This window comes from Streptomyces sp. NPDC059897 (genome assembly GCF_042730865.1).
Classification (GTDB): Bacteria; Actinomycetota; Actinomycetes; order Streptomycetales; family Streptomycetaceae; genus Streptomyces.
Genome location: NZ_JBHWKQ010000001.1, coordinates 95249 through 115811, shown reverse-complemented (window position 1 = coordinate 115811; position 20563 = coordinate 95249). Strand labels below are relative to the sequence as shown.

At 71.6% G+C, this 20563-nt stretch carries 20 protein-coding genes; 15 read left to right on the top strand and 5 right to left on the bottom strand.

Annotated elements, in window-relative coordinates:
• Nucleotides 1-564: an HD domain-containing protein gene (locus ACFV9W_RS00580; RefSeq protein WP_385753793.1), complete on the bottom strand. Its 564-nt coding sequence runs from the start codon at nucleotides 562-564 to the stop codon at nucleotides 1-3.
• A 130-nt stretch (nucleotides 565-694) separates the two neighbouring features.
• Here ACFV9W_RS00580 and ACFV9W_RS00575 point away from each other — a divergent pair, with 130 nt between their 5' ends.
• From ACFV9W_RS00575 to ACFV9W_RS00560, 4 genes are all read left to right on the top strand, one after another.
• Nucleotides 695-1063 (top strand): hypothetical protein, encoded by a 369-nt coding sequence (locus ACFV9W_RS00575; protein ID WP_385753791.1) that lies wholly within the window; start codon nucleotides 695-697, stop codon nucleotides 1061-1063.
• 59 nt (nucleotides 1064-1122) lie between these two features.
• A complete protein-coding gene (locus ACFV9W_RS00570) occupies nucleotides 1123-1893 on the top strand; it encodes a DsbA family protein (protein WP_385753787.1) in 771 nt (256 codons plus the stop codon).
• Nucleotides 1890-2732 carry a cytochrome c biogenesis CcdA family protein gene (locus tag ACFV9W_RS00565; RefSeq protein WP_385753784.1) on the top strand — a complete coding sequence of 281 codons (843 nt, stop codon included), beginning with the start codon at nucleotides 1890-1892 and terminating at the stop codon, nucleotides 2730-2732. The genes ACFV9W_RS00570 and ACFV9W_RS00565 overlap by 4 nt, the downstream gene beginning before the upstream one ends.
• Before the next feature lie 467 nt (nucleotides 2733-3199).
• On the top strand, nucleotides 3200-3376 hold the full coding sequence (locus tag ACFV9W_RS00560) for a hypothetical protein (protein WP_385753781.1): 177 nt from the start codon (nucleotides 3200-3202) through the stop codon (nucleotides 3374-3376).
• An 83-nt stretch (nucleotides 3377-3459) separates the two neighbouring features.
• Here the strand turns inward: ACFV9W_RS00560 and ACFV9W_RS00555 are convergent, their stop codons facing one another.
• Entirely contained in the window at nucleotides 3460-5103 is a 1644-nt protein-coding gene (locus ACFV9W_RS00555; protein WP_385753778.1) for an amidohydrolase, read from the bottom strand.
• 46 nt (nucleotides 5104-5149) lie between these two features.
• Nucleotides 5150-6631: an APC family permease gene (locus ACFV9W_RS00550; protein WP_385753775.1), complete on the bottom strand. Its 1482-nt coding sequence runs from the start codon at nucleotides 6629-6631 to the stop codon at nucleotides 5150-5152.
• 151 nt (nucleotides 6632-6782) lie between these two features.
• Here ACFV9W_RS00550 and ACFV9W_RS00545 point away from each other — a divergent pair, with 151 nt between their 5' ends.
• A complete protein-coding gene (locus ACFV9W_RS00545; RefSeq protein WP_385753772.1) occupies nucleotides 6783-7520 on the top strand; it encodes a TetR/AcrR family transcriptional regulator in 738 nt (245 codons plus the stop codon).
• A 239-nt stretch (nucleotides 7521-7759) separates the two neighbouring features.
• The gene (locus ACFV9W_RS00540) at nucleotides 7760-8062 is read left to right on the top strand and encodes a hypothetical protein (RefSeq protein WP_385753769.1); all 303 of its coding nucleotides are present in this window, start codon (nucleotides 7760-7762) and stop codon (nucleotides 8060-8062) included.
• Nucleotides 8063-8081: 19 nt separating this feature from the next.
• On the opposite strand, the gene ACFV9W_RS00535 is transcribed toward ACFV9W_RS00540, so the two are convergent.
• A complete protein-coding gene (locus ACFV9W_RS00535) occupies nucleotides 8082-8765 on the bottom strand; it encodes a FadR/GntR family transcriptional regulator (RefSeq protein WP_385753766.1) in 684 nt (227 codons plus the stop codon).
• Nucleotides 8766-8987: 222 nt separating this feature from the next.
• Between ACFV9W_RS00535 and ACFV9W_RS00530 the strand changes: the two genes are divergently transcribed.
• The 8 genes from ACFV9W_RS00530 (at nucleotide 8988) to ACFV9W_RS00495 (ending at nucleotide 17002) form a co-directional block, all read left to right on the top strand.
• The gene (locus ACFV9W_RS00530; RefSeq protein WP_385754867.1) at nucleotides 8988-10091 is read left to right on the top strand and encodes a sugar ABC transporter substrate-binding protein; all 1104 of its coding nucleotides are present in this window, start codon (nucleotides 8988-8990) and stop codon (nucleotides 10089-10091) included.
• Nucleotides 10088-11620: a sugar ABC transporter ATP-binding protein gene (locus ACFV9W_RS00525; RefSeq protein WP_385753764.1), complete on the top strand. Its 1533-nt coding sequence runs from the start codon at nucleotides 10088-10090 to the stop codon at nucleotides 11618-11620. The genes ACFV9W_RS00530 and ACFV9W_RS00525 overlap by 4 nt, the downstream gene beginning before the upstream one ends.
• Nucleotides 11621-11714: 94 nt before the next feature.
• Complete coding sequence (locus ACFV9W_RS00520; RefSeq protein WP_385754863.1) at nucleotides 11715-12671, top strand: ABC transporter permease; 957 nt, start codon at nucleotides 11715-11717, stop codon at nucleotides 12669-12671.
• 36 nt (nucleotides 12672-12707) lie between these two features.
• Nucleotides 12708-14051 carry an L-fuconate dehydratase gene (locus ACFV9W_RS00515; RefSeq protein ID WP_385753762.1) on the top strand — a complete coding sequence of 448 codons (1344 nt, stop codon included), beginning with the start codon at nucleotides 12708-12710 and terminating at the stop codon, nucleotides 14049-14051.
• Entirely contained in the window at nucleotides 14048-14827 is a 780-nt protein-coding gene (locus ACFV9W_RS00510; RefSeq protein ID WP_385753760.1) for an SDR family NAD(P)-dependent oxidoreductase, read from the top strand. The genes ACFV9W_RS00515 and ACFV9W_RS00510 overlap by 4 nt, the downstream gene beginning before the upstream one ends.
• Nucleotides 14828-14832: 5 nt before the next feature.
• Entirely contained in the window at nucleotides 14833-15831 is a 999-nt protein-coding gene (locus ACFV9W_RS00505; protein ID WP_385753758.1) for an aldo/keto reductase, read from the top strand.
• Nucleotides 15828-16142, top strand: coding sequence for an L-rhamnose mutarotase (locus ACFV9W_RS00500; RefSeq protein WP_385753755.1), 315 nt, complete (start codon nucleotides 15828-15830; stop codon nucleotides 16140-16142). The genes ACFV9W_RS00505 and ACFV9W_RS00500 overlap by 4 nt, the downstream gene beginning before the upstream one ends.
• On the top strand, nucleotides 16139-17002 hold the full coding sequence (locus ACFV9W_RS00495) for an amidohydrolase family protein (protein ID WP_385753752.1): 864 nt from the start codon (nucleotides 16139-16141) through the stop codon (nucleotides 17000-17002). The genes ACFV9W_RS00500 and ACFV9W_RS00495 overlap by 4 nt, the downstream gene beginning before the upstream one ends.
• Here ACFV9W_RS00495 and ACFV9W_RS00490 read toward each other — a convergent pair.
• Nucleotides 16963-18372 (bottom strand): lipase maturation factor family protein, encoded by a 1410-nt coding sequence (locus ACFV9W_RS00490; RefSeq protein WP_385753750.1) that lies wholly within the window; start codon nucleotides 18370-18372, stop codon nucleotides 16963-16965. The two genes, ACFV9W_RS00495 and ACFV9W_RS00490, sit on opposite strands and share 40 nt — an antisense overlap.
• Before the next feature lie 75 nt (nucleotides 18373-18447).
• Here ACFV9W_RS00490 and ACFV9W_RS00485 point away from each other — a divergent pair, with 75 nt between their 5' ends.
• Entirely contained in the window at nucleotides 18448-20550 is a 2103-nt protein-coding gene (locus ACFV9W_RS00485; protein ID WP_385753747.1) for a SpoIIE family protein phosphatase, read from the top strand.
• Nucleotides 20551-20563: the final 13 nt, after the last annotated feature.

Here is a 20563-nt window from a genome sequence, read left to right as displayed (position 1 = left end):
CTAGCGGACGTACGAGGCGTGGGTGGCCGCCACGAGTTCGAGGACCGGGCGCCAGTCCTCCAGGACCCCCGCGTCCAGGCCCACGACCTTGCCCGCGTCGTCCGCCTGCCGCACCGTCACCGCGTCCTCCGCGTGCGGGTCCGCCTCGAACTCCGCCACCTCCCGCGGCGTCATCGGCCCGCCCTGAACGCCCAGCGTCAGCGCGCTCTGCGCGGACAGGCCGCGCCCCGGCTCGGTCGTCGCCAGATACCGCTTCGCCGGGACGTGCAGCCGGACGAGCTGCGCCACCCGCTCGCCGAGCAGCCCGCGCACCGCGTCCGCTGCCCGGTCCGCGTGCCCCTCGTCGTCGCCCGGGCACAGCAGATGCCCGAGGTCGTGGACGAGCCCCGCGACCTGCAACTCCTTGTCGCTGGGCCGGGAGCGGCGCAGCAGCGCCGCCGTCTGGAGCGCGTGATCGTGCAGATCGACGGGGTCACCGCTGCGGTCCGGGGTGTCCCAGGCGCCCCGGCAGGCGTTCAACGAGGCCATCAGTTCCTCGACGGTGCGCAGTTCGACGCGTTCCATGGACGACTCCTCCCGAAGCTCTTCCGCAGCCTGTCCGGAAGCAGACCATGGCGAACCGAGGCCCAGCCGACCCACCGGTCAACGGGACGTGAACGCTGTCCCTTTTCCCCCATGGTGCAGAATTGCCCGCATGCGCCGCCTCACCGTCCCCGCCCTCCTGGTGACCCTCCTGGTCACCGTGCTGGGCGTGGCATGGGGCAGTGACCTCGGTGGCGCGCCCGTGCAGCCGGCCCCGGTCCTCGCGTCCGTGCAGCAGGTGTCGTCGCCCGGCGGCACGACCGACTGCGACCCGTTGGGACCGCACGCCCCCGACAGCCGCCAGGGCGTGCCCTCGCGCGGCACGAGCGCCCACGAACTCCTCGCCCCGCTCGCGTACGCGCACGGGCACGGCGTCACCGCGCCGCTCGCCGGCATCGTGCCGCCGACCCCGGCGGGCCGCGGTCCGCCGCCGCCCAACGATCCGCCCACCCCGGTCGAACTGTCCGTCCTGCGCGTGTAGATGACGCCCTGCCCCACCCGTCATCACGCATTCCCCACGCACGCAAGGACCACTTCGGCATGCCCAAGAACACCGACACGACCGCCACCCGCACCAAGCAGCGCCGCTCCGCCGCCATCGCCGCGGCGGTCGCCGTGGCCGCGATCCTCCTCGGCACCGTCTCGTACACCGCGACCAAGCCGGAGGCCCGTACCGACGCGGCCGACGTGTCCGATCAGCAGGCGGACACCACCGAGGCCAAGGATGAGCTGACCGACAAGCTCACCAAGCTGGCCCGGCGCGACGCCAAGGACCCGCTCGCGCAGGGCCGCGCCGACGCGCCCGTGGTCCTCATCGAGTACGCCGACTTCAAGTGCGGCTACTGCGGCAAGTTCGCCCGCGACACCGAACCCGACCTCGTCAAGAAGTACGTCGACGACGGCACGCTGCGCATCGAGTGGCGCAACTTCCCGATCTTCGGCGCCGAGTCCACGTCCGCCGCGCGCGCCGCCTGGGCGGCCGGGCAGCAGGGCCGCTTCTGGCAGTTCCACAAGGCGGCCTACGCCGACGGCGCCAAGGACAAGGGCTTCGGCGCCGACCGCCTCGACGCGCTCGCCCGCGAGGCCGGGGTGAAGGATCTCGACCAGTTCCGCACCGACCTCGAGGGCAAGGCGGCGCAGGCCGCGGTGAAGCAGGACAGCGACGAGGCGTACGCGCTCGGCGCCACCTCCACGCCGTCCTTCCTCATCAACGGGACGCCCATCGCGGGCGCCCAGCCCGAGGCCGCGTTCGAGCAGGCCATCGAGGCGGCGAAGGAGCAGTCCGCCGCGAAGTCCGGCGGCGACAAGTGAGCGACATCGGCTACTTCGCCGCCTTTCTCGGCGGCCTGCTCGCGCTGCTCAGCCCGTGCAGCGCGCTGCTGCTGCCCGCGTTCTTCGCGTACTCCATCGACAGCCCGACCCGGCTCGTCGCCCGTACCGGCGTCTTCTACCTGGGCCTCGCCACCACCCTGGTCCCGCTCGGCGCCGCGGGCTCCTACGCGGGCCGCTTCTTCTACGGCAACCGTGACCTGCTCGTCTCCGTCGGCGGCTGGCTGATCATCGCGCTCGGCGTGCTGCAGATCGCGGGCCGCGGCTTCGCCTCCCGCCGCATGTCGGAGCTCTCCGGCCGCATCCGGCCCACCAACGCAGTGTCGGTGTACGCGCTCGGGGCGGTCTACGGACTCGCCGGATTCTGCGCGGGACCGATCCTCGGCAGCGTCCTGACGGTCGCGGCGCTCGGCGGGCACCCGGTCTACGGCGGGGCGCTGCTCGCGGTGTACGCCCTGGGCATGGCGGTGCCGCTGTTCCTGCTCGCCCTGCTGTGGGAACGGTTCGACCTCGGCAAGAAGCGGTGGCTGCGCGGCCGCCCGGTCCGCATCGGCCGTTTCGAGACGCACTCGACGTCGCTCGCCTCCGGCCTGTTCTTCCTGGCGCTCGGCACGCTGTTCCTCGTCTTCGACGGGACGACGGCGCTGCCCGGACTCCTCGACGTCGACAACTCCTTCGCTGCCGAGCAGTGGGCGCGCGGCATGGGCGACCGGGTGCCGGACCTGCTCGTCCTCGTCGTGACGGTCGTGCTGGTGGGGGCGTTCTTCCTCGTACGGGCCCTGCGCGGGCGCACCGAGAGCGTGCCGGTCGAGGGCGATTAGCACGTGGTGGCGGGGGCGAGTTGACGCCAATCTCCCGCGTCGACCGCCCCGCCCCACGCACCCCGCCGGCCCCGGGCGACGCTTCGGGCGGCGTATTCACCGCACGGCGACACGCCGCGATGTCCTGAAGTGCCCCCGTACGAGCGAAAACCCTTCGCGCCGGACCCGGTGGTCGTGGCTGAATGAACGCCAGGCGACCTCCGAAAGACCCAGAGATTTCAGCCCCAGTGAGCGGACCCCCGCTCATATGGTTAGGCTGTAGCCGCACGGTTACCGCAAGTGGGTCCGACACCTTGACCCATGGTGGCCGTACAGGGAGAGACCGAGAACCACGGCCGATCCCACCAGCGACAACCGGCGCCACCGCGCCCGAACTGGCCCTCTACACCAGCCCATCGGGCGCCGGACCCCGCGCGACGCTGGGCCGGACAGCCGGAGCGGGTTACCCGACACACAAGGAGTGCGCGGTGACACCAGAGAAGACGAATCGCGAACAGAGCCCCAAGGACCGAGCAGAGCGGACCGGCCGGCGCAGGCCGGAGAAGCTCGGCAGTCTCGACGTCTGGGCGAGGTCGGCGCCGATCCGCCTCGCGGGGTACGAGGACGATTTGGCGGAGCCGCACATTCTGCCCAGTGTGGATTGAAACCGGCTCGGCAAATTGAGCCCCGCCGGTGATTGAGGCGCGGGGCCCGGGGCAGAGCCCCGAGGCCCCAGCCCCGTTGAGCGTCAACGGGCAAACACTCGTTGACCACCGACGAAGGTCTGCGCGACCCGCGTCGCGCCGATCTCCGTCACGGGTCCGGCGAACGGGTCCCGGTCCAGGACGACAAGGTCCGCCAGGTAACCCGCCGCGATCACCCCCGTCTCCGCGTCGAGGTGGTTCACGTACGCGCTGCCGGAGGTGTACGCCGCGAGCGCGTCGCCGAGCCCGATCCGCTGCTCCGGCAGGAAGGCCGGAGTGCCGTCGGGCGCGTCCGTCAGGACCCGGTTCACCGCCACATGGATTCCCTGCAAGGGATCCGGGCTGCTCACCGGCCAGTCGCTGCCCGCCGCGAGCGTCGCCCCGGCCCGCAGCAGCGCCGCGAACGGATACTGCCAGGCCGACCGCTCCGCGCCCAGGAACGGGATCGTCAGCTCGTCCATCTGCGGCTCGTGCGCGGCCCACAGCGCCTGCATGTTCGCCGTCGCGCCCAGCTCCCGGAACCGGCCGATGTCGTCGGGGTGCACCACCTGAAGATGCGCGAGGTGCGGGCGCGTATCCGTCCAGCCATTGGCCCCCCGTGCCGCTTCGACGGCATCGAGTGCCTCGCGGACGGCGCGGTCGCCGAGCGCGTGGAAGTGCACCTGGAAACCGTGGGCGTCCAGTTCGGTCACGTACTTCTTCAGCGCCTCGGGCGGTACGAAGCTGATCCCGCTGTTGTCCGAGCGGCAGCCGCAGCCGTCGAGGTACGGGCCGAGCAGCGCCGCCGTGCCGTTCTCCGCGACCCCGTCCTGCATGATCTTCACGGTCGTCGAGCGGAGCCGGCCGCGGGTGCCGGCCGCGCGCCGCGCGAGGAGTTCCTCGATCTGCTCGGTGCCGCGCGCGCGGTCCCACCACAGCGCGCCCACGACACGTGCGGTGAGCCGCCCGTCGTCGGCGCACGCCAGGTACGCGTCCGTGGGGTCGGTCAGGTTGGCGTGATCGCCGAGGATGGCGTCCTGCCAGGCCGTGACGCCGAGCGAGTGCAGGTGTTCCTGGGCGCGAAGCAGTCCCGCGATCCGCTCCTCGCGGGTGACCGGGGGGAGCAGGCGGCCGACGAGGTTCGCGGCGCCCTCCTGGAGCATGCCCGTCGGCGTGCCGTCCGCGTCGCGCTCGATGCGGCCGTCCGACGGGTCGGGGGTGCGGGCGTCGATTCCGGCGGCCCGCAGGGCGCGGGAGTTGACCCAGGCGCCGTGGTGGTCGCGGTTGACCAGATACACCGGACGGTCCGGCACCAGGGCGTCCAGCTCGGCCGCCGTCGGCAGCCCGCCCGGGAACGCCTCCATCGCCCAGCCGCCCCCGGTGATCCACTCGGCGTCCGGGTGCGCGCTCGCGTACGCGGCGATCCGCTCCCGGTACGCGGCGAGCGTCGTCGAGCCGCTCAGGTCGCACTGGCCCATCTCCAGGCCCGCCCCGACAGGGTGCGCGTGCGCGTCCTGGAAACCGGGGACCAGCAACTTCCCCGCCAGGTCGACCACTTCGGTGCGCGGGCCGATCAGCTCGCGCACCTCGTCGTGGCCGACGGCGACGATCCGCTCGCCCCGCACCGCGACGGTCGTGGCGCGTGAGCGGGCGGGGGAGCCGGTGTGGACGGGGCCGCCGGTGAAGACGAGGTCGGCGGGTTCGGGCATGGTGTCAACTCCTAGTGCATGTACGGGTGTTACGTCTGGTGGTGGTTCAGTTGGCCGTCGGTCCGGCCAGTTCGACGGCGTCGGCGTCCGTGCCGCGCCCGGTCCTGAAGTAGGGGGAGCGGCGGCCGTACTTGGCGACGGCGGCCATCACGAGACCGGACACGACGATCGTCGAGGGCACCGCCAGCATGAACCACCCGTTGTCCGGCGACAGTTCGAAGTGGTCGCTCATCGTCGCGTACGAGTACGCCAGATACGCCCCGATGCCGAGCAGCGCGAGCCCGCTGGCCCCCGGAACGAGGACCGCGCGCACCGCCTCACGGGGCGCGGTGCGCAGCATCTCGCGGAAGCGGACCGAGCAGGCGAGGGCCGTGAGGCCGTAGTAGAGGGCGACGGTAAGACCGATGGAGTTCACGGCGGCGAGGATCATCTCGTTCAGCTTCGGTATCGCCAGCGCCAGCAGGGCGACCCCGGTCGCGATCGACATCACGGCGACGGTGCCGGCGGCAGGCGAACCGTAACGGGGACTGACCCGCGTCCACACCGGCCCCATGGTGCGGTCCCGGCCCATCGCGAGCAGCCCGCGCGCCGTCGGGATCACGCTGGCCTGCAGGGACGCCACCGCCGAGAAGAGCAGCGCGAGCAGCGGCAGGCTGGCGACCGGCTCGTCGGCGAGCTTCGCGCCGAGATAGGTGAGGGCCTGCGGGCCCTGCTCGACCAGTTCGGGCAGTGACATCTCGCGCTGGAAGGCCACGGAACCGTAGAGGAAGAGCCCGAGCATCGCGAACAGGGCGATCAGTCCGCCGCGCCCCGCGTCCCGTACGTCCTTCGTCTCTTCGGTGACGGTGAACGCCGCGTCCCAGCCCCAGTAGAAGAACACCGCGAGGACCAGTCCCTGCGCGAAGGCCGTGCCGCCGTCGATGTCGAAGGGGTTGAACCACGACCACTGGAAGGCGTGCGGGCCGGTGACCAGGGACCAGCCGCAGAACCCGAGCAGCACCGCGTACTCGAAGACGAGCAGCCACGCCTGCAGGCGGGTCGCCTTGCGGACGCCGGTGACCGCGGTGACGGTGACGGCGGTCAGGACGAGCAGGCCGACGACCGTCGAGAGCGCCGTCGAGTTCGGGTCGAGGTCGAGCCCGAACAGGGTGTGCAGATCGGCCTTGTTGGCGAACTGGAGGAAGACAGAGCCCGTCACCGCGCTCGTGTACGCCATGAAGACCAGCGTGCCGACGAGGGTGACCCAGCCCGTGAGGAAGCCGAGCCAGGGGCCGAGCGAACGGCCCACCCAGACGTAGCCGTTGCCCATGTTGGGCTCCTGCCGGTTCAGCCGCGCGTAGGCGGTGGCGATCCCCAGGATCGGCAGGAACGCCACCAGCAGGACCGCCGGCGCGTGCAGCCCGACCGTCGCGGCCAGGGAACCCATTCCGATGCCGATGCTGGTGGTCGCGGCGGTGCTGGACGCGGCGATGGCGATGCCGTCGACGACGCCGAGGGAACGGCGCAGACCAGGTGGTTCGCTTCTCATGATCGATCTCCTGACGGCAGGGGGAGGGAGGCGGAGGCAGGGGAGAGGGAGGTGCACGAGGGGCGGCGACCGCGATCAAATCGGCCTTGTCAGCTTGCGTCAATGGTGTTGTCATAAGCGCGGAGTGCTGGGCGAGGGAGAGGAGAGGGCGATGGCGGAGGGGCGGATCCCGGTGGAGCGGCGGCGCCGCAAGCCGACGAAATCGGGGGTGCTGCTGTCCGAGGACGTGATCGTCGACTGCGCGCTGCGCCTGGTCGGGCAGCACGGCCCCGACGCGCTGAGCGTGCGCCGGCTGGGCGCCGCTCTGGGGTGCGACCCGAGCGCGCTGTACCGCTACTTCCACAGCACGGACGACCTGCTGCTCGCTGTCTCCGACCGGATCATCGGCGAGGCCATGGACGGCTTCGAGCCCGAGCGGACGACCTGGCGCGACGGCCTGCGCGAGTTCGGCCTGCGCATCCACCGCGGGTACCGGGCGCACCCCCGGGTGGCGGCGCTCGCGGCGTACCGGGTGACGAGGCGCGCGCACGAGTTCCGGGCCGTCGACGCGGGCATCGGCCTGCTGCGGCGGGCCGGCTTCGGAGCCGAGGACGCGGTGCGGCACTACTCCGCCTTCGTCGACACGGTCCTCGGCCACGCGGCCCTCGACGCCGCGTACTTGGCGCTGCCGCCGGAGCGCAGGGAGGCGGACGACCGGGCGTGGACGGGAGAGTACGCGAACCTGTCGGCCGAGACGCACCCCCAACTCGACGCGGCTCGGGGGTACTTGCCGTTGATGGCGGGGAGCTCGTTCGAGGTGGCGTTGGAGCTGTTGCTCACGGCGGTGGAGGTGGCGGCGGGGAGGAACGGACGTACGGACAAGCTGTCCATCCGGGGCGCGCGCGAGTAGGCTGTTCAGCAGTCCGTGGAATATGCGCGCCGTCAGCGCGGCGCAGCGCTTCCGGCGATCTTCGGGCCCAATGGAGGGCCTCCCCACGCCAGCGGCTGCTTATCGCGGGAGCCTGTTCCCGCCTCACAACACCGCTCGCCGCGTGGATCATTCCGACCACCGTCGGCCACCCCGCCCCACGAGCAGTGCACTCCGCTTTGGGGCACCTCATGCCTGGCTTCTTCGTAGACGAACTCCTCTTGATCGCTCCCCTTCGCCAGAGCGCGGGCGTGCGCCTGTGCGGCGAGGTCGTCGGCGCGCACAAGGCGCCCCTGACGGTCGCCGTGACCGAACACGCCCAGAACGCCGACGAGATCACCGTCGATCTCACGCGCGTCGGATACCTCGCCAACAGCGTGCTGGAGACCTTCGTCGCCCTCGCGCGCCACCTCAACCCGCCCCAGTGCCTGTGCCTGGTCGCGGGGCCCGAGCTCCAACTCGCCGAGCGGCTGGCCCAGCGCGGATGGGACGAGATCGACACGCTGCGGGTGGCCGCCCCGTGAGGTCACCGGCGCGGGGGCGTCAGTCCAGCTGACCCCGCAGCCACTCCTCCACCTCGCCCACATGCGCCGCGGCGGCGGCCCGCGCCGCCTCCGGGTCGTGGGCGGTCAGGGCGCGCAGGATGCGGGCGTGCTCGCGGCGGGTGCGTTCGAAGGCGCCCTCCTGTTCGTAGCCGCGCCACACGCGGGCCCGGAAGGTGCGGGATGACAGGCCCTCCAGGATCGCTGCCATCGTGTCGTTGCCCGCGGCCGTGGCGATCGTCCGGTGGAACGCCAGGTCGTGGGAGAGGATCTCGTCCGGGTCGTCCGTCGCCTCCATCGCCGCCAAGTGGTCCGCGACCTCCGCGAGTTGGGCATGGGTGATCCGCGCCGCGGCGAGCGCGGTCGCCGTCGACTCCAGGATGCGGCGCACCTCCAGGAGTTCCACCAGTCCTGGCCCGCGCGACAGGTCGGCGACCACCCCGAACGTCTCCAGGAGGTCGCCGGCCTCCAACTGCGTGACGTAGATGCCTGATCCGTGCCGCGCCTCCAGGGCGCCGAGCACGGTGAGCGCCCGGATCGCCTCCCGCATGGAACTGCGCGAGATGCCGAGCTGCACCGCCAGATCGCGTTCGGTGGGCAGCCGTTGACCCGGCTGGAGCTCGCCGCTGCCGATCATCGCCTTGAGCTGTTCGATGGCCCGCTGGGTGACGGTGGCCTTCTGCATGCCGCGCAGTGTAACCAGCCAGGTGGTCCGACCACTACCGGGGAAGTCGGACCTCTTGCGCGTACCGGCACCAGCAAATACCGAGAAAACTTGGGTACGAAGGGTGTTGGGGCTCCGAAGTGGTCTGATAAATATCTCGGCGCGGGCCGGATCCGGAGGGGTGGAGACCGGCCGTGCCCATGACTTCAGGAGCCGAGGAGCAGTCCGATGACTGGCACCACGATGGACTCGAAGGGGACGACCAGGGGGAACGGGGCCGCACGCGCCCGGAGTTCCCGAAGGCGAGGGCTGGGCGCGGTCGCCCTGCTCGGCTGCGCCGCGCTCGCCCTCACCGCCTGTGGCAGCACCAAGGACACCGCGGCGGGAGCGGGCGGCGGGGGCGGTGGCGACGGCAAGGGCAAGGTGGGCGTCGTCCTGCCGCTACTGACGTCACCGTTCTGGCAGTCGTACAACGACTACGTGCCGAAGATGGCGAAGTCCGAGGGCGTCGACGCGCTGAAGACCGTCAACTCCAACAGCGACCCCTCGCAGCAGATCACGGACATCAACAACCAGCTCAACCAGGGCGTGAAGGGCCTCGTCGTGGCCCCGCTCGACAGCGCCGCCATCGGCGCCGGGCTCGACCAGGCCGAGCGCAAGGGTGTGCCGGTCGTCGCCGTGGACGTCGCGCCCGACAAGGGCAAGGTCGCCATGGTCGTGCGCGCCAACAACGTCGCGTACGGCAAGAAGGCATGCGGCTACCTCGGCGACCACGTGAAGTCCGGCAAGGTCGTCCAGATCATGGGCGACCTCGCGTCCGTGAACGGGCGTGAGCGGTCCAAGGCCTTCCGGGACTGCGTGAAGGAGAAGTACCCGAAGCTGAAGGTCCTGGAGATCCCGGCGAAGTGGGAGTCCGACACCGCCGCCTCCAAGCTCGACACCCTCCTCAACGCCAACCCCGACATCAAGGGCATCTACCTGCAGGCGGGCGGCGTCTATCTCGCACCGACCCTCCAGACCCTCAAGTCCAAGGGAATGCTGGAGAAGGCGGGATCCGCCAAGCACATCACGATCGTGTCGAACGACGGCATCCCGCAGGAGTTCGACGCCATCCGCAAGGGCCAGATCGACGCGACGGTCTCGCAGCCCGCCGACACCTACGCCAAGTACGGCATGTACTACATCAAGGCGGCGATGCAGGGGAAGAAGTTCGAGCCGGGACCGACCGACCACGGCTCGAAGATCGTGAAGCTGCCCAGCGGCACCCTGGAGGACCAGCTGCCCGCACCGCTGGTCACCAAGAAGAACGTCGACGACCCCGAGCTGTGGGGAAACACTGTCAAGTGAGCGCCGACACACCGCCCTTGGTCGAGGCACGCGGCATAGTCAAACGCTACGGGCCCACGGTCGCCCTCGCCGACGGCCGGCTCACCGTGCGCGCGGGCGAGTCCCACGCGCTCGTCGGGCGCAACGGCGCGGGCAAGTCCACACTCGTCCAGGTCCTCACCGGACTGCAGGCCGCCGACGAAGGCACGCTCACCTTTGACGGGCGGCCCGCGCCGCCGCTCGGCGACCGCGAGGCATGGCGGTCCAAGGTCGCCTGCGTCTACCAAAAGCCCACCGTCATACCCGAGTTGACCGTCGCGGAGAACCTGTTCCTGAACCGGCAGCCGGGCGCCCGGCGCGGCTTCTTCAGCTGGAAGAAGCTCGACGCCGAGGCCCGCGAACTGCTCGACACCTGGGACGTTCGCGTCGACCCCGGCGCGCGCACCGCCGACCTCAAGGTCGAGGACCGCCAAATGGTCGAGATCGCACGGGCGTTGAGCGGCGGCGCCCGGTTCATCGTGCTCGACGAGCCGACCGCGCAGCTCGACAACCGGGAGATCGAGCGCCTCTTCGCCCGCATGCGCGCCCTCCAGGACTCGGGTGTCACCTTCCTGTTCATCTCGCACCACCTCCAGGAGGTGTACGAGGTGTGCCAGACGGTCACCGTGCTCCGCGACGCCCGCTGGATCACCACGGCCCCCGTCGCCGAACTGCCCCGGCCCGCCCTCGTCGAGGCGATGGCGGGGGAGGCGGTCGCGGAACAGGCGGCCGCCGCAGCGGAGGCGGTCGTCGAGCAGGCCGCCGAGGAGGCCGTCGAACCCGTCGTCCTCGAGGTCGCGGGCCTCACCTCGGACACGTACGAGGACGTGGACCTGACCGTGCGGCGCGGCGAGGTCGTCGGGCTCGCGGGCTCCAGCGGCAGCGGCAAGATCGCCCTCGCGGAGTCCCTCGCCGGACTGCACACACCCAAGTCCGGCACCGCCCGGCTCGACGGACGGCCACTGCCCTTCGGGGACGTGTCCGCCGCGCTCGCCGCCGGTGTGGGGTGTGTGCCGCGTGACCGGCACGACCAAGGGCTCGTCACCGGGATGTCCATCGGCGACAACTCCACGCTGTCGGTGCTCGGGCGGCTCGGCCGACGCGGGTTCATCGGCACGGAGAGCCGCCGGCGGTTCGCCCGTGAGCTGATCGAGCGGCTCGACATCCATGCGGAGGGGCCCGACCAGCCGGTGTCCGACCTGTCCGGCGGCAACGCGCAGAAGGTGGTGATGGCCCGTGCGCTCGCCTCCGACCCGCGGCTGCTCGTGCTCATCAACCCGACGGCCGGGGTCGACGTGAAGTCGAAGGAGTCGCTGCTGCGCAGGGTCGACAGTGCGCGGGACGACGGCACGGCGGTGCTCGTCGTGTCGGACGAGCTGGATGATCTGCGGCGGTGCGACCGGGTGCTTGTGCTGTTTCACGGGCGGGTGGTTGCGGAGCATGTTGCGGGTTGGGCGGACCAATCGCTGATCGCGTCGATCGAGGGAGTTTCCAGTGACGTCCACCCGTAAAGTTGAGGTCACTTCGGTGCCCAGGCCTCGGGGCTCCGCCCCGGACCCCGCTGGCTCTCGTCCAACAGCGGGGCTCAAGAGCGCCAAGAACGTCCTGCTGCGCCGCGCACGCGAACTCGCCCTCGTACCCGCCCTGTTGCTGCTCGTGGTGCTCGGCGCCGTGCTCAATGACTCGTTCCTGACCGAGCAGAACATCATCACCATCCTCGGCTCCTCCGCCGCCCTCGCGATGGTGGTGCTCGCCGAGTCGCTCGTGCTCATCAGCGGCAAGTTCGACCTGTCGCTGGAGTCGGTCGTCGGTATTGCGCCCGCCTTCGGCGCGCTGCTCGTGCTGCCCGTCGCGCAGTCCGGGTTCGGGACCGAATTCCCCGTCGCCGTATCGCTGTTGGCGGTGCTCGTGGCCGGGGCGTGCATCGGTGCTTTCAACGGTGTACTCGTCGTCAAGCTGAAGCTCAACGCGTTCATCGTGACGCTCGCGATGCTGATCGTGCTGCGCGGGCTGCTCGTCGGGGCCACCAAGGGCAAGACGCTGTTCGGGATGCCCGACGCGTTCTTCGCGCTCGCCACGTCCACGTTCCTGCGCATCCCGATGTCGGTGTGGTTCGCCGCCATCGCGTTCGGGGTCGCGGGGCTCGTCCTCAAGTACCACCGTGTGGGCCGCGCCCTGTACGCGATCGGCGGCAACGCCGAGGCCGCGCGCGCCGCCGGTATCCGCGTCGAGCGGGTCACGCTCGGTGTCTTCGTGGTCGCTGGTGTCCTCGCCTCCGTCGGCGGCATCATGCAGACCGGATACGTGGGTGCCATCAGCGCCAACCAGGGCAACAACATGATCTTCACGGTGTTCGCCGCCGCGGTCATCGGAGGCATCAGCCTCGACGGCGGAAAGGGCACCATGTTCGGCGCCCTGACCGGCGTACTGCTGCTCGGTGTCGTGCAGAACATGCTGACCCTCGCCCAGGTGCCGTCCTTCTGGATCCAGGCCATCTACGGCGGAATCATCCTGCTCGCCCTCATGGTCGCCCGTGTCACCACCGGCCGCGCCCAGGACTGACGCCGCCCGACCACGCCCCCGCCCGAAAGGCAGCACGTGTCCTCCACCTCGCCCCGTGTCACCGCCGTCGACACGTACGACATCCGGTTCCCGACCTCCCGTGAGCTTGACGGCTCCGACGCCATGAACCCCGACCCCGACTACTCCGCCGCGTACGTCGTGCTGCGCACCGACGACCCGGACGGGCACGAGGGGCACGGCTTCACCTTCACCATCGGGCGCGGCAACGACGTCCAGGTCGCCGCGATCCGCGCGCTGAGCCACCACGTCGTCGGCCGCCCGCTGGATGTGTTGTGCGCCGACCCCGGAAGCCTCAACCGCGATCTGATCGGTGACAGCCAACTGCGGTGGCTCGGGCCCGAGAAGGGCGTGATGCACATGGCCATCGGTGCTGTCGTCAATGCCACCTGGGACCTCGCCGCCAAGCGCGCCGCCAAGCCGCTGTGGCGGCTGCTCGCCGAGGCCGAGCCCGAGTGGCTGGTGTCCCAGGTCGACTTCCGCTACATCGCGGACGCGCTCACCCCCGAAGAGGCACTCGAGCTGCTGCGGGCGGGGCGGCAGGGCGCCGCCGACCGTACCGCGCGTCTCGTCGAGCGCGGCTACCCGGGCTATACCACCTCGCCCGGCTGGCTCGGCTACAGCGACGAGAAGCTCACCCGCCTCGCCCGGCAGGCCGTCGCCGACGGCTTCACCCAGATCAAGCTGAAGGTCGGCGCCGACCTCGACGACGACATCCGCCGCTGCCGCACCGCCCGCGCGGTCGTCGGCCCCGACATCCGCATGGCCGTCGACGCCAACCAGCGGTGGAACGTCGGCGACGCCGTCCAATGGACCAACGCGCTGGCCGAGTTCGCCCCCTACTGGGTGGAGGAGCCCACCAGCCCCGACGACATCCTGGGTCACGCCGCCATCCGTGAGGGGGTCGCCCCCGTGAAGGTGGCCACCGGCGAACACGTGCAGAACCGCGTCGTGTTCAAGCAGCTCCTCCAGGCCGGGGCCATCGACATCCTCCAGATCGACGCCGCACGCGTCGGCGGCGTCAACGAGAACCTGGCGATCCTGCTGCTCGCCGCGAAGTTCGGCGTCCCCGTCTGCCCGCACGCGGGCGGCGTCGGCCTGTGCGAACTCGTCCAGCACCTGTCGATGTTCGACTACGTCGCCCTGTCCGGCACCACCGAGGATCGCGTCATCGAGTACGTCGACCATCTGCACGAGCACTTCGTCGACCCGGTCGTCGTTCGTCGGGGCCACTACGCCGCCCCGACGTCCCCCGGCTTCTCCGCCACCATGCACGCCTCGTCCATCGCCGAATTCACCTACCCGGACGGCGAGTTCTGGGCGCGGGACCTTGCCACCGAACCGAACGGAGCCGCCGCATGAGCGACACCCCTGCCCGCAGTGTCCAGGACTTCGCAGGGCTCAAGGCCCTCGTCACCGGCGGCGCCTCCGGCATCGGCCGGGCCACCGCCGAACTGCTCGCCGAGCGCGGCGCCGACGTCGCCGTGCTCGACCGCGACATCACCGACGTGGAGAAGCCACTGCGCGGGTACGCCGCCGATGTCACCGACGACACCGCGGTGCGGGCCGCCGTGGCCGCGGCCGTCCGCGACCTCGGCGGGCTCGACGTACTCGTCAACAACGCGGGCATCGGCGCCCAGGGCACCGTCGCCGACAACGACGACGCCGAATGGCACCGGGTCCTCGACGTCAACGTCATCGGGATGGTCCGCGTGGCCCGCGCCGCGCTCCCCACGCTGCGGGACTCGGGGCATGCCGCGATCGTCAACACCTGCTCCATCGCCGCCACGGCGGGAATCCCGCAGCGGGCCCTGTACGCGGCGTCCAAGGGTGCGGTCCTCTCCCTGACGCTCGCCATGGCCGCCGACCACATCCGCGAGGGCATCCGCGTCAACTGCGTCAACCCCGGCACCGCCGACACCCCCTGGGTCGGCCGGCTCCTCGACAAGGCGGACGACCCGGCCGCCGAACGCGCCGCCCTCGAAGCCCGCCAGCCCACCGGGCGCCTGGTCTCCGCCGCCGAAGTCGCGGGCGCCATCGCCCACTTGGCGAGCCCGCTGTCCGGCGCGACCACCGGCACGTCGATAGCCGTGGACGGCGGCATGCAGGGGCTGCGCCTGCGCCCCGTCGAACAGTGACCCGCATGCGCACCGGCACACTCGGCCGCACCGACGTCCCGGTCACCGCGCTGGGCTTCGGCGGCGCGGCCATCGGCAACCTCTACACACCGGTCCGCGACGACGAGGCCCACCTCGCCCTGGACACCGCGTGGGAGGCGGGCCTGCGCTACTTCGACACCGCGCCGCACTACGGCCTCGGCCTCTCCGAGCGCCGGATCGGCGAGTACCTGCGCAGCCGGCCCACGGGCTCGTACACCGTGTCCACCAAGGTCGGCCGCCTGCTCGAACCGTACGACGGGGGCGGCGACGACAGCGCCCACGGCTTCGCCGTGCCCGCCACCACGCGCCGTGTGTGGGACTTCAGCGCGGCCGGGGTGCGCCGCTCCATCGAGGACAGCCTCGGGCGGCTCGGCCTCGACCGCATCGACGTCGCCTACCTCCACGACCCCGACGACCACTCGGAGGAGGCGTTCGGTGAGGCCTACCCCGAGCTGGAGCGGCTGCGCGGCGAAGGGCTCGTCGGCGCCATCGGCGCGGGCATGAACCAGTCCGCGATGCTGACCCGCTTCGTCCGCGACACCGACGTGGACGTGGTGCTGTGCGCGGGCCGCTACTCGCTGCTCGACCAGCGCGCCCTGAAGACCCTGCTGCCCGCCGCCGTCGAACGCGGTGTCTCCGTCGTCATCGGCGGTGTCTTCAACTCCGGGCTGCTCGCCGACCCCAAGCAGGGCGGCACCTTCGACTACGCCCTCGCGTCGCCCGAGGTCCTCTCCCGCGCCCGCCGGTTCCAGGACCTCGCCGAGCGTCACGGCACCACCCTGCGCGCCGCCGCGCTCGCCTTCCCGTTCGGCCACCCGGGCGTCACCAGCGTGCTCGTCGGCACCCGCTCGGCCGCCGAAGTCACCGACACCGTACGGCAGTTCACCGCAGAGGTGCCCGCCGCGTTCTGGCAGGAGGCCCGCGACCAGCACCTCCTCCCCGCCGACGTGCCCGTCCCCTCCGAACAGGAGCCGCACACGTGAGAATCGCCCTGCACACCAAGGTCCGCGCCGACCTCGTCGACGCGTACGAAGCCGCCCACCGCGAGGTGCCGGAGGAACTCGTCGCCGCGATCCGCGCGGCGGGCGCCCGGCAGTGGACTATCTGGCGCAGCGGCACCGACCTGTTCCACGTCATCGAGTGCGAGGACTACGCCCGCATGCTCGCCGAACTCGACAAGCTGCCCGTGAACATCGCCTGGCAGGCCCGCATGGACGAACTCCTCGACGTCGCCCACGACTACTCCGCCGAAGGCGCGGAAGCCGGACTGCCCGTCGTGTGGGAGCTGCCGTGACCCCCGGAATCGTCGACGCACACCATCACGTCTGGGACCTGTCCGTACGCGACCAGGACTGGATCACCGGACCCGAACTCACCCCCATCCGCCGCACGTTCACCCTCGACGAGCTGGCCCCCGAGCTGCGGGCCGCCGGAGTCGAGGCGACCGTGCTCGTGCAGACGGTGACCGTCGCCGAGGAGACCCCCGAGTTCCTGGCGCTCGCCGGGCGCAGCGACCTCGTCGCGGGCGTGGTCGGCTGGACCGATCTGACGCGGCCCGACGTCCGTGACACCCTGGAGCGGCTGCGGGAGCTGCCCGGCGGGCGGCACCTGGTGGGCATCCGGCACCAGGTGCAGGGCGAGCGCGACCCCGAGTGGCTGCTGCGGCCCGACGTGCGGCGTGGGCTCGCCGCCGTCGCCGACGCCGGGCTCGTGTACGACCTGGTGGTCCTGCCGCACCAGCTGCCGGCCTGCGTCAAGGCGGCGGCCGAGCACCCCGGACTCACCTTCGTCCTCGACCACCTGGGCAAGCCGCCGATCGCGGCGGGGGAGATGGTCCCCTGGCGGGACGACGTGCGCGCGCTCGCGGCGCTGCCCAACACGGTCTGCAAGCTCTCCGGCATGGTCACCGAGGCCGACTGGACGGGCTGGACCGTCGACCACCTGCGCCCGTACGCGGACACGGTCATCGACGCCTTCGGGCCCGCCCGCGTGATGTTCGGCTCGGACTGGCCGGTGTGCACGCTCGCGGCGACGTACCAGCAAGTCATTGACACCGCGCGCGAGTTGGTCGGCGGCGCGGACCCGCACGTCTTCGGGGAGACCGCCCGCCGCGTCTACCTCAGCCGGGTCGGCGGCAGGAACTCCCGTACGTAGGTCCGCTCCCACCACGCACCCGTCTCCCGCAGCTCCCGCCACGTCGTGAAGCGGTAGCGGTACACGCGCGCCCGGATGTGCACGGGCGGCGCGTCGGCCGGGAAGGGGGAGCGGCGCAGCAGCCGCAGCGTGTCCCGGTCGCCCTCCAGGAGCCGCTCGACCAGGCCCTGGAACCACGCCCGCCCGTACGCGGGGGACAGCGCGGCGAACCACATCATCCAGTCGAGCCGCAGATGGTAGGGCGCGAACTGGCGCGGCAGGCGGCGCGGATCGCCGGGCTTGCCCTTGAACTCGTAGGCCAGCCAGCCCGATTCGGGGCGTGGCACCTCGTCCGTCGTGCCCTCGATCACGATCTCCTGGCGGACCCGGCCGACCGAGCCGAACGCCCCGTACGTGTTGACCAGGTGCAGGGAGTCGTAGGAGCGGTTCATGGACTGGCGGCGCGAGAGCAGATTGCGCACCGGCCGGTAGCTGAGCGCCGCGACCGCCGCCGTGAGGGCGATGACCACCACCTCGTACCAGAGCGGCGCCCCGGGAAGCGCCGGTGGTGGGTGCAGGGAGGACAGGTCGAGGGCGGAGGCGGCCAGAACGATCGCGAGCCAGTTCAGCCACGCGAAGTTGCCCGAGGCGACCAGCCACAGCTGGGTGACGATCATCAGGGCCGCCGCCCACGTGGCGACCGGCTGCGGGGCGAAGAGCAGGAAGGGGACCGCCAACTGGGTGACATGGTTGGCCGCCACCTCCACACGGTGCAGCGGGCGCGGCAGGTGGTGGAAGAACCAGCTCAGCGGGCCCGGCATCGGCTGCGTCTCGTGGTGGAAGTCGAGACACGTCAGCTTCCGCCAGCACTCGTCGCCGCGCAGCTTGATCAGCCCGGCCCCGAATTCGAGGCGGAACAGCACCCAGCGCAGCAGGAACAGCACCAGGACCGGCGGCGCCACCTCGTCGTTGCCGAGGAAAACCGCCAGGAAACCGACCTCAAGGAGCAGCGACTCCCAACCGAAGCCGTACCAGGTCTGCCCGACGTTCACGATCGACAGATACAGCGCCCACGGCACCAGCCACAGCGCCATCGCCGCCCACAGCGGCAGCAGCCCGTCCACCCCGGCCAGCAGCCCGCTGGCCACCACCGCGCCGCCCCACGCGCACCCGGCGAAGAACCGGTCCGAGTAGTGCAGCCGGAACAGCGAGGGCGCCGCCTTCCACGGCACGCGCGCCACGAACCGGGGGACAGGAGTCATCCCGCGCTCCCCGATCAGCGCCCGGAACTGCAGCGCCGCCGCCACGAACGCGACGAGGTACAGCGCCGCCAGCCCGCGCTGGAACACCAGGCGGGCGAGCCACATGTCCGCATCGCCGAACCAGTCCACGCCTCCAGTGTGTCCCCGGTTCCGCACCAAGGTCACGACGTGCGGGCACAGGGGGCTCGGCCTAGCGTGGGGCCCATGGGCGCGGGTGACAGGGGCGGCGAGGAGCCCGGGCACGCCCCAGGCGGGGACAGCCCGGAGGACACCTCACGCGGATTTCTGGAGGCCTACGGCCGCGGACTGCGCATGGGCAGCTTCGACTGGGACCTCGACACCGGCCTCATGGCCATGGACGCCCAGGCCCACGAGGTCTTCGACCTGCGCCCCGACGAGTACGACGAGCACCCCGAGACCCTCGCCCAGCGGGTGCCGGTCAGCGAGGGCGGGCGGCTCGACGCGCTCGTGGCGCGGGCCCTGAAGAGCGGCGAGGAGACCTACGGGACGTACTTCCGCATCCGCACCCGTGCGGGCGACATGCGCTGGACCCACACGCGCGGCTACATCCGGCGCGACGAGCAGGGCCGCCCGCGCCGCATCGTGGGCATCGTCCGCGACGCCACCGACGAGCTGAACGACGCCACCGTGCACGCCGAGCGCGAGGCCCGGCGGGCGCTGCGCAGTGGCGACACGGGCGTCGTGCAGACCACCACGGCGGCCCTCGCGCACGCCCGCACGGTCCAGGACGTCATCGACGTGCTGCGCGACACCCACGGCGTCGACCAGCGCGGCTCCGCCAGCTTCGTCATGGGCCTGGTCAGGGCCGGGCGCATCCACCTCGTCGCCGAAGGGCCCCAGGGCACCTTCGTGCCGGGCATCCACACCACCCGCATCGACGACCCGTACCCGATGAGCGAGGCCGTGCGCACCCTTCAGCCCCGCTTCATCGAGTCACCGCAGGAGTTCGCCGCCTCCTACCCCGCGCTGTGGCCGCTCATCGCCCACATGGAGATCACCTCAGCGGCCTACCTGCCGCTCATCGCACAGGCCAAGCCCATCGGCGTGGTCGGCCTGCTCTTCCACGACCGCCAGGGCTTCACCGACTCCGAGCGCAACGTCATGGTCGCGCTCGGCAGCAGCATCGCGCAGAGCCTCCAGCGCGCCATGTTCTACGAGCAGGAGAAGGACCTGGCTCAGGGCCTCCAGCAGGCCATGCTGCCGCGCACCATCCCCGACGTACCGGGCGCCGACCTCGCGGTGCGCTACCGCGCGGCCTCCCTCGGCCGCGACATCGGCGGCGACTGGTACGACGTGATCCCGCTGCCCGGCGGCCGCGTCGGCGCGGTCATCGGCGACGTCCAGGGACACGACACGCACGCCGCCGCCGTCATGGGCCAACTGCGGATTGTGCTGCGCGCCTACGCCGCCGAGGGCCACACACCCGCCACCGTCATGGCCCGCGCCTCCTCCTTCCTGCACGAACTCGACACCGACCGCTTCGCGACCTGCCTGTACGCGGAGGCCGACCTGTCGACCGGCGTCGTCCAGCTCGTGCGGGCCGGACACCTCGACCCGCTGCTGCGCCTGATGGGCGGGAACTGCCGCAGGCTCGCGGTCGCGGGTGGCCTTCCGCTCGGCCTGTCCGCCGAGTTCGGGCGCCTCGAGTACCCGGTGACCACCGCCGAACTCGACCCCGGCGAGGCGCTGGTGATGTGCACCGACGGCCTCGTCGAGCGGCCCGGCACCGATCTCGACGACGGGCTCCAGACCCTCACCACCCTCATCGGCACGGGCCCCGACGACCTCGACCAGCTCGCGGACCGGCTCGTCGCCTCCGTCGAGGACCGCGACACCGAGGACGACGTGGCACTGCTGCTCCTGCGCCGCCGCGGCGCGGGCGCCGTGCAGAGCGGCGGCCGGCTCACCGAACACGTGCCGCCCGGCGACCCGGACGCGCTGAGGGCGGCCCGCCACATGATCCGGCACGCCGTCCGCGCCTGGGGAGCAAGGGACAGCGCCGACGAGATCGAACTCGTCGCCGACGAGATGATCACCAACGCCCTCATGCACACCGAAGGACCCGCCATCGTCACCCTGCGCGTCCTGACCGGCGCCGACCGAAGGCTCAGGGTCGACGTGGAGGACACCTCCAGCGCCCTGCCGCGCCGCCGCGAGGCGGGCGAGGACGGCGTCTCGGGACGCGGCCTGTTCCTCGTCGACCAGCTCGCCGACGTGTGGGGCGTGGAGGCGCGCGGCGTCGGCAAGTGCGTCTGGTGCGAATTCGTGGTGCCCGCACGCGAGTGAGAGGCTGGACGGC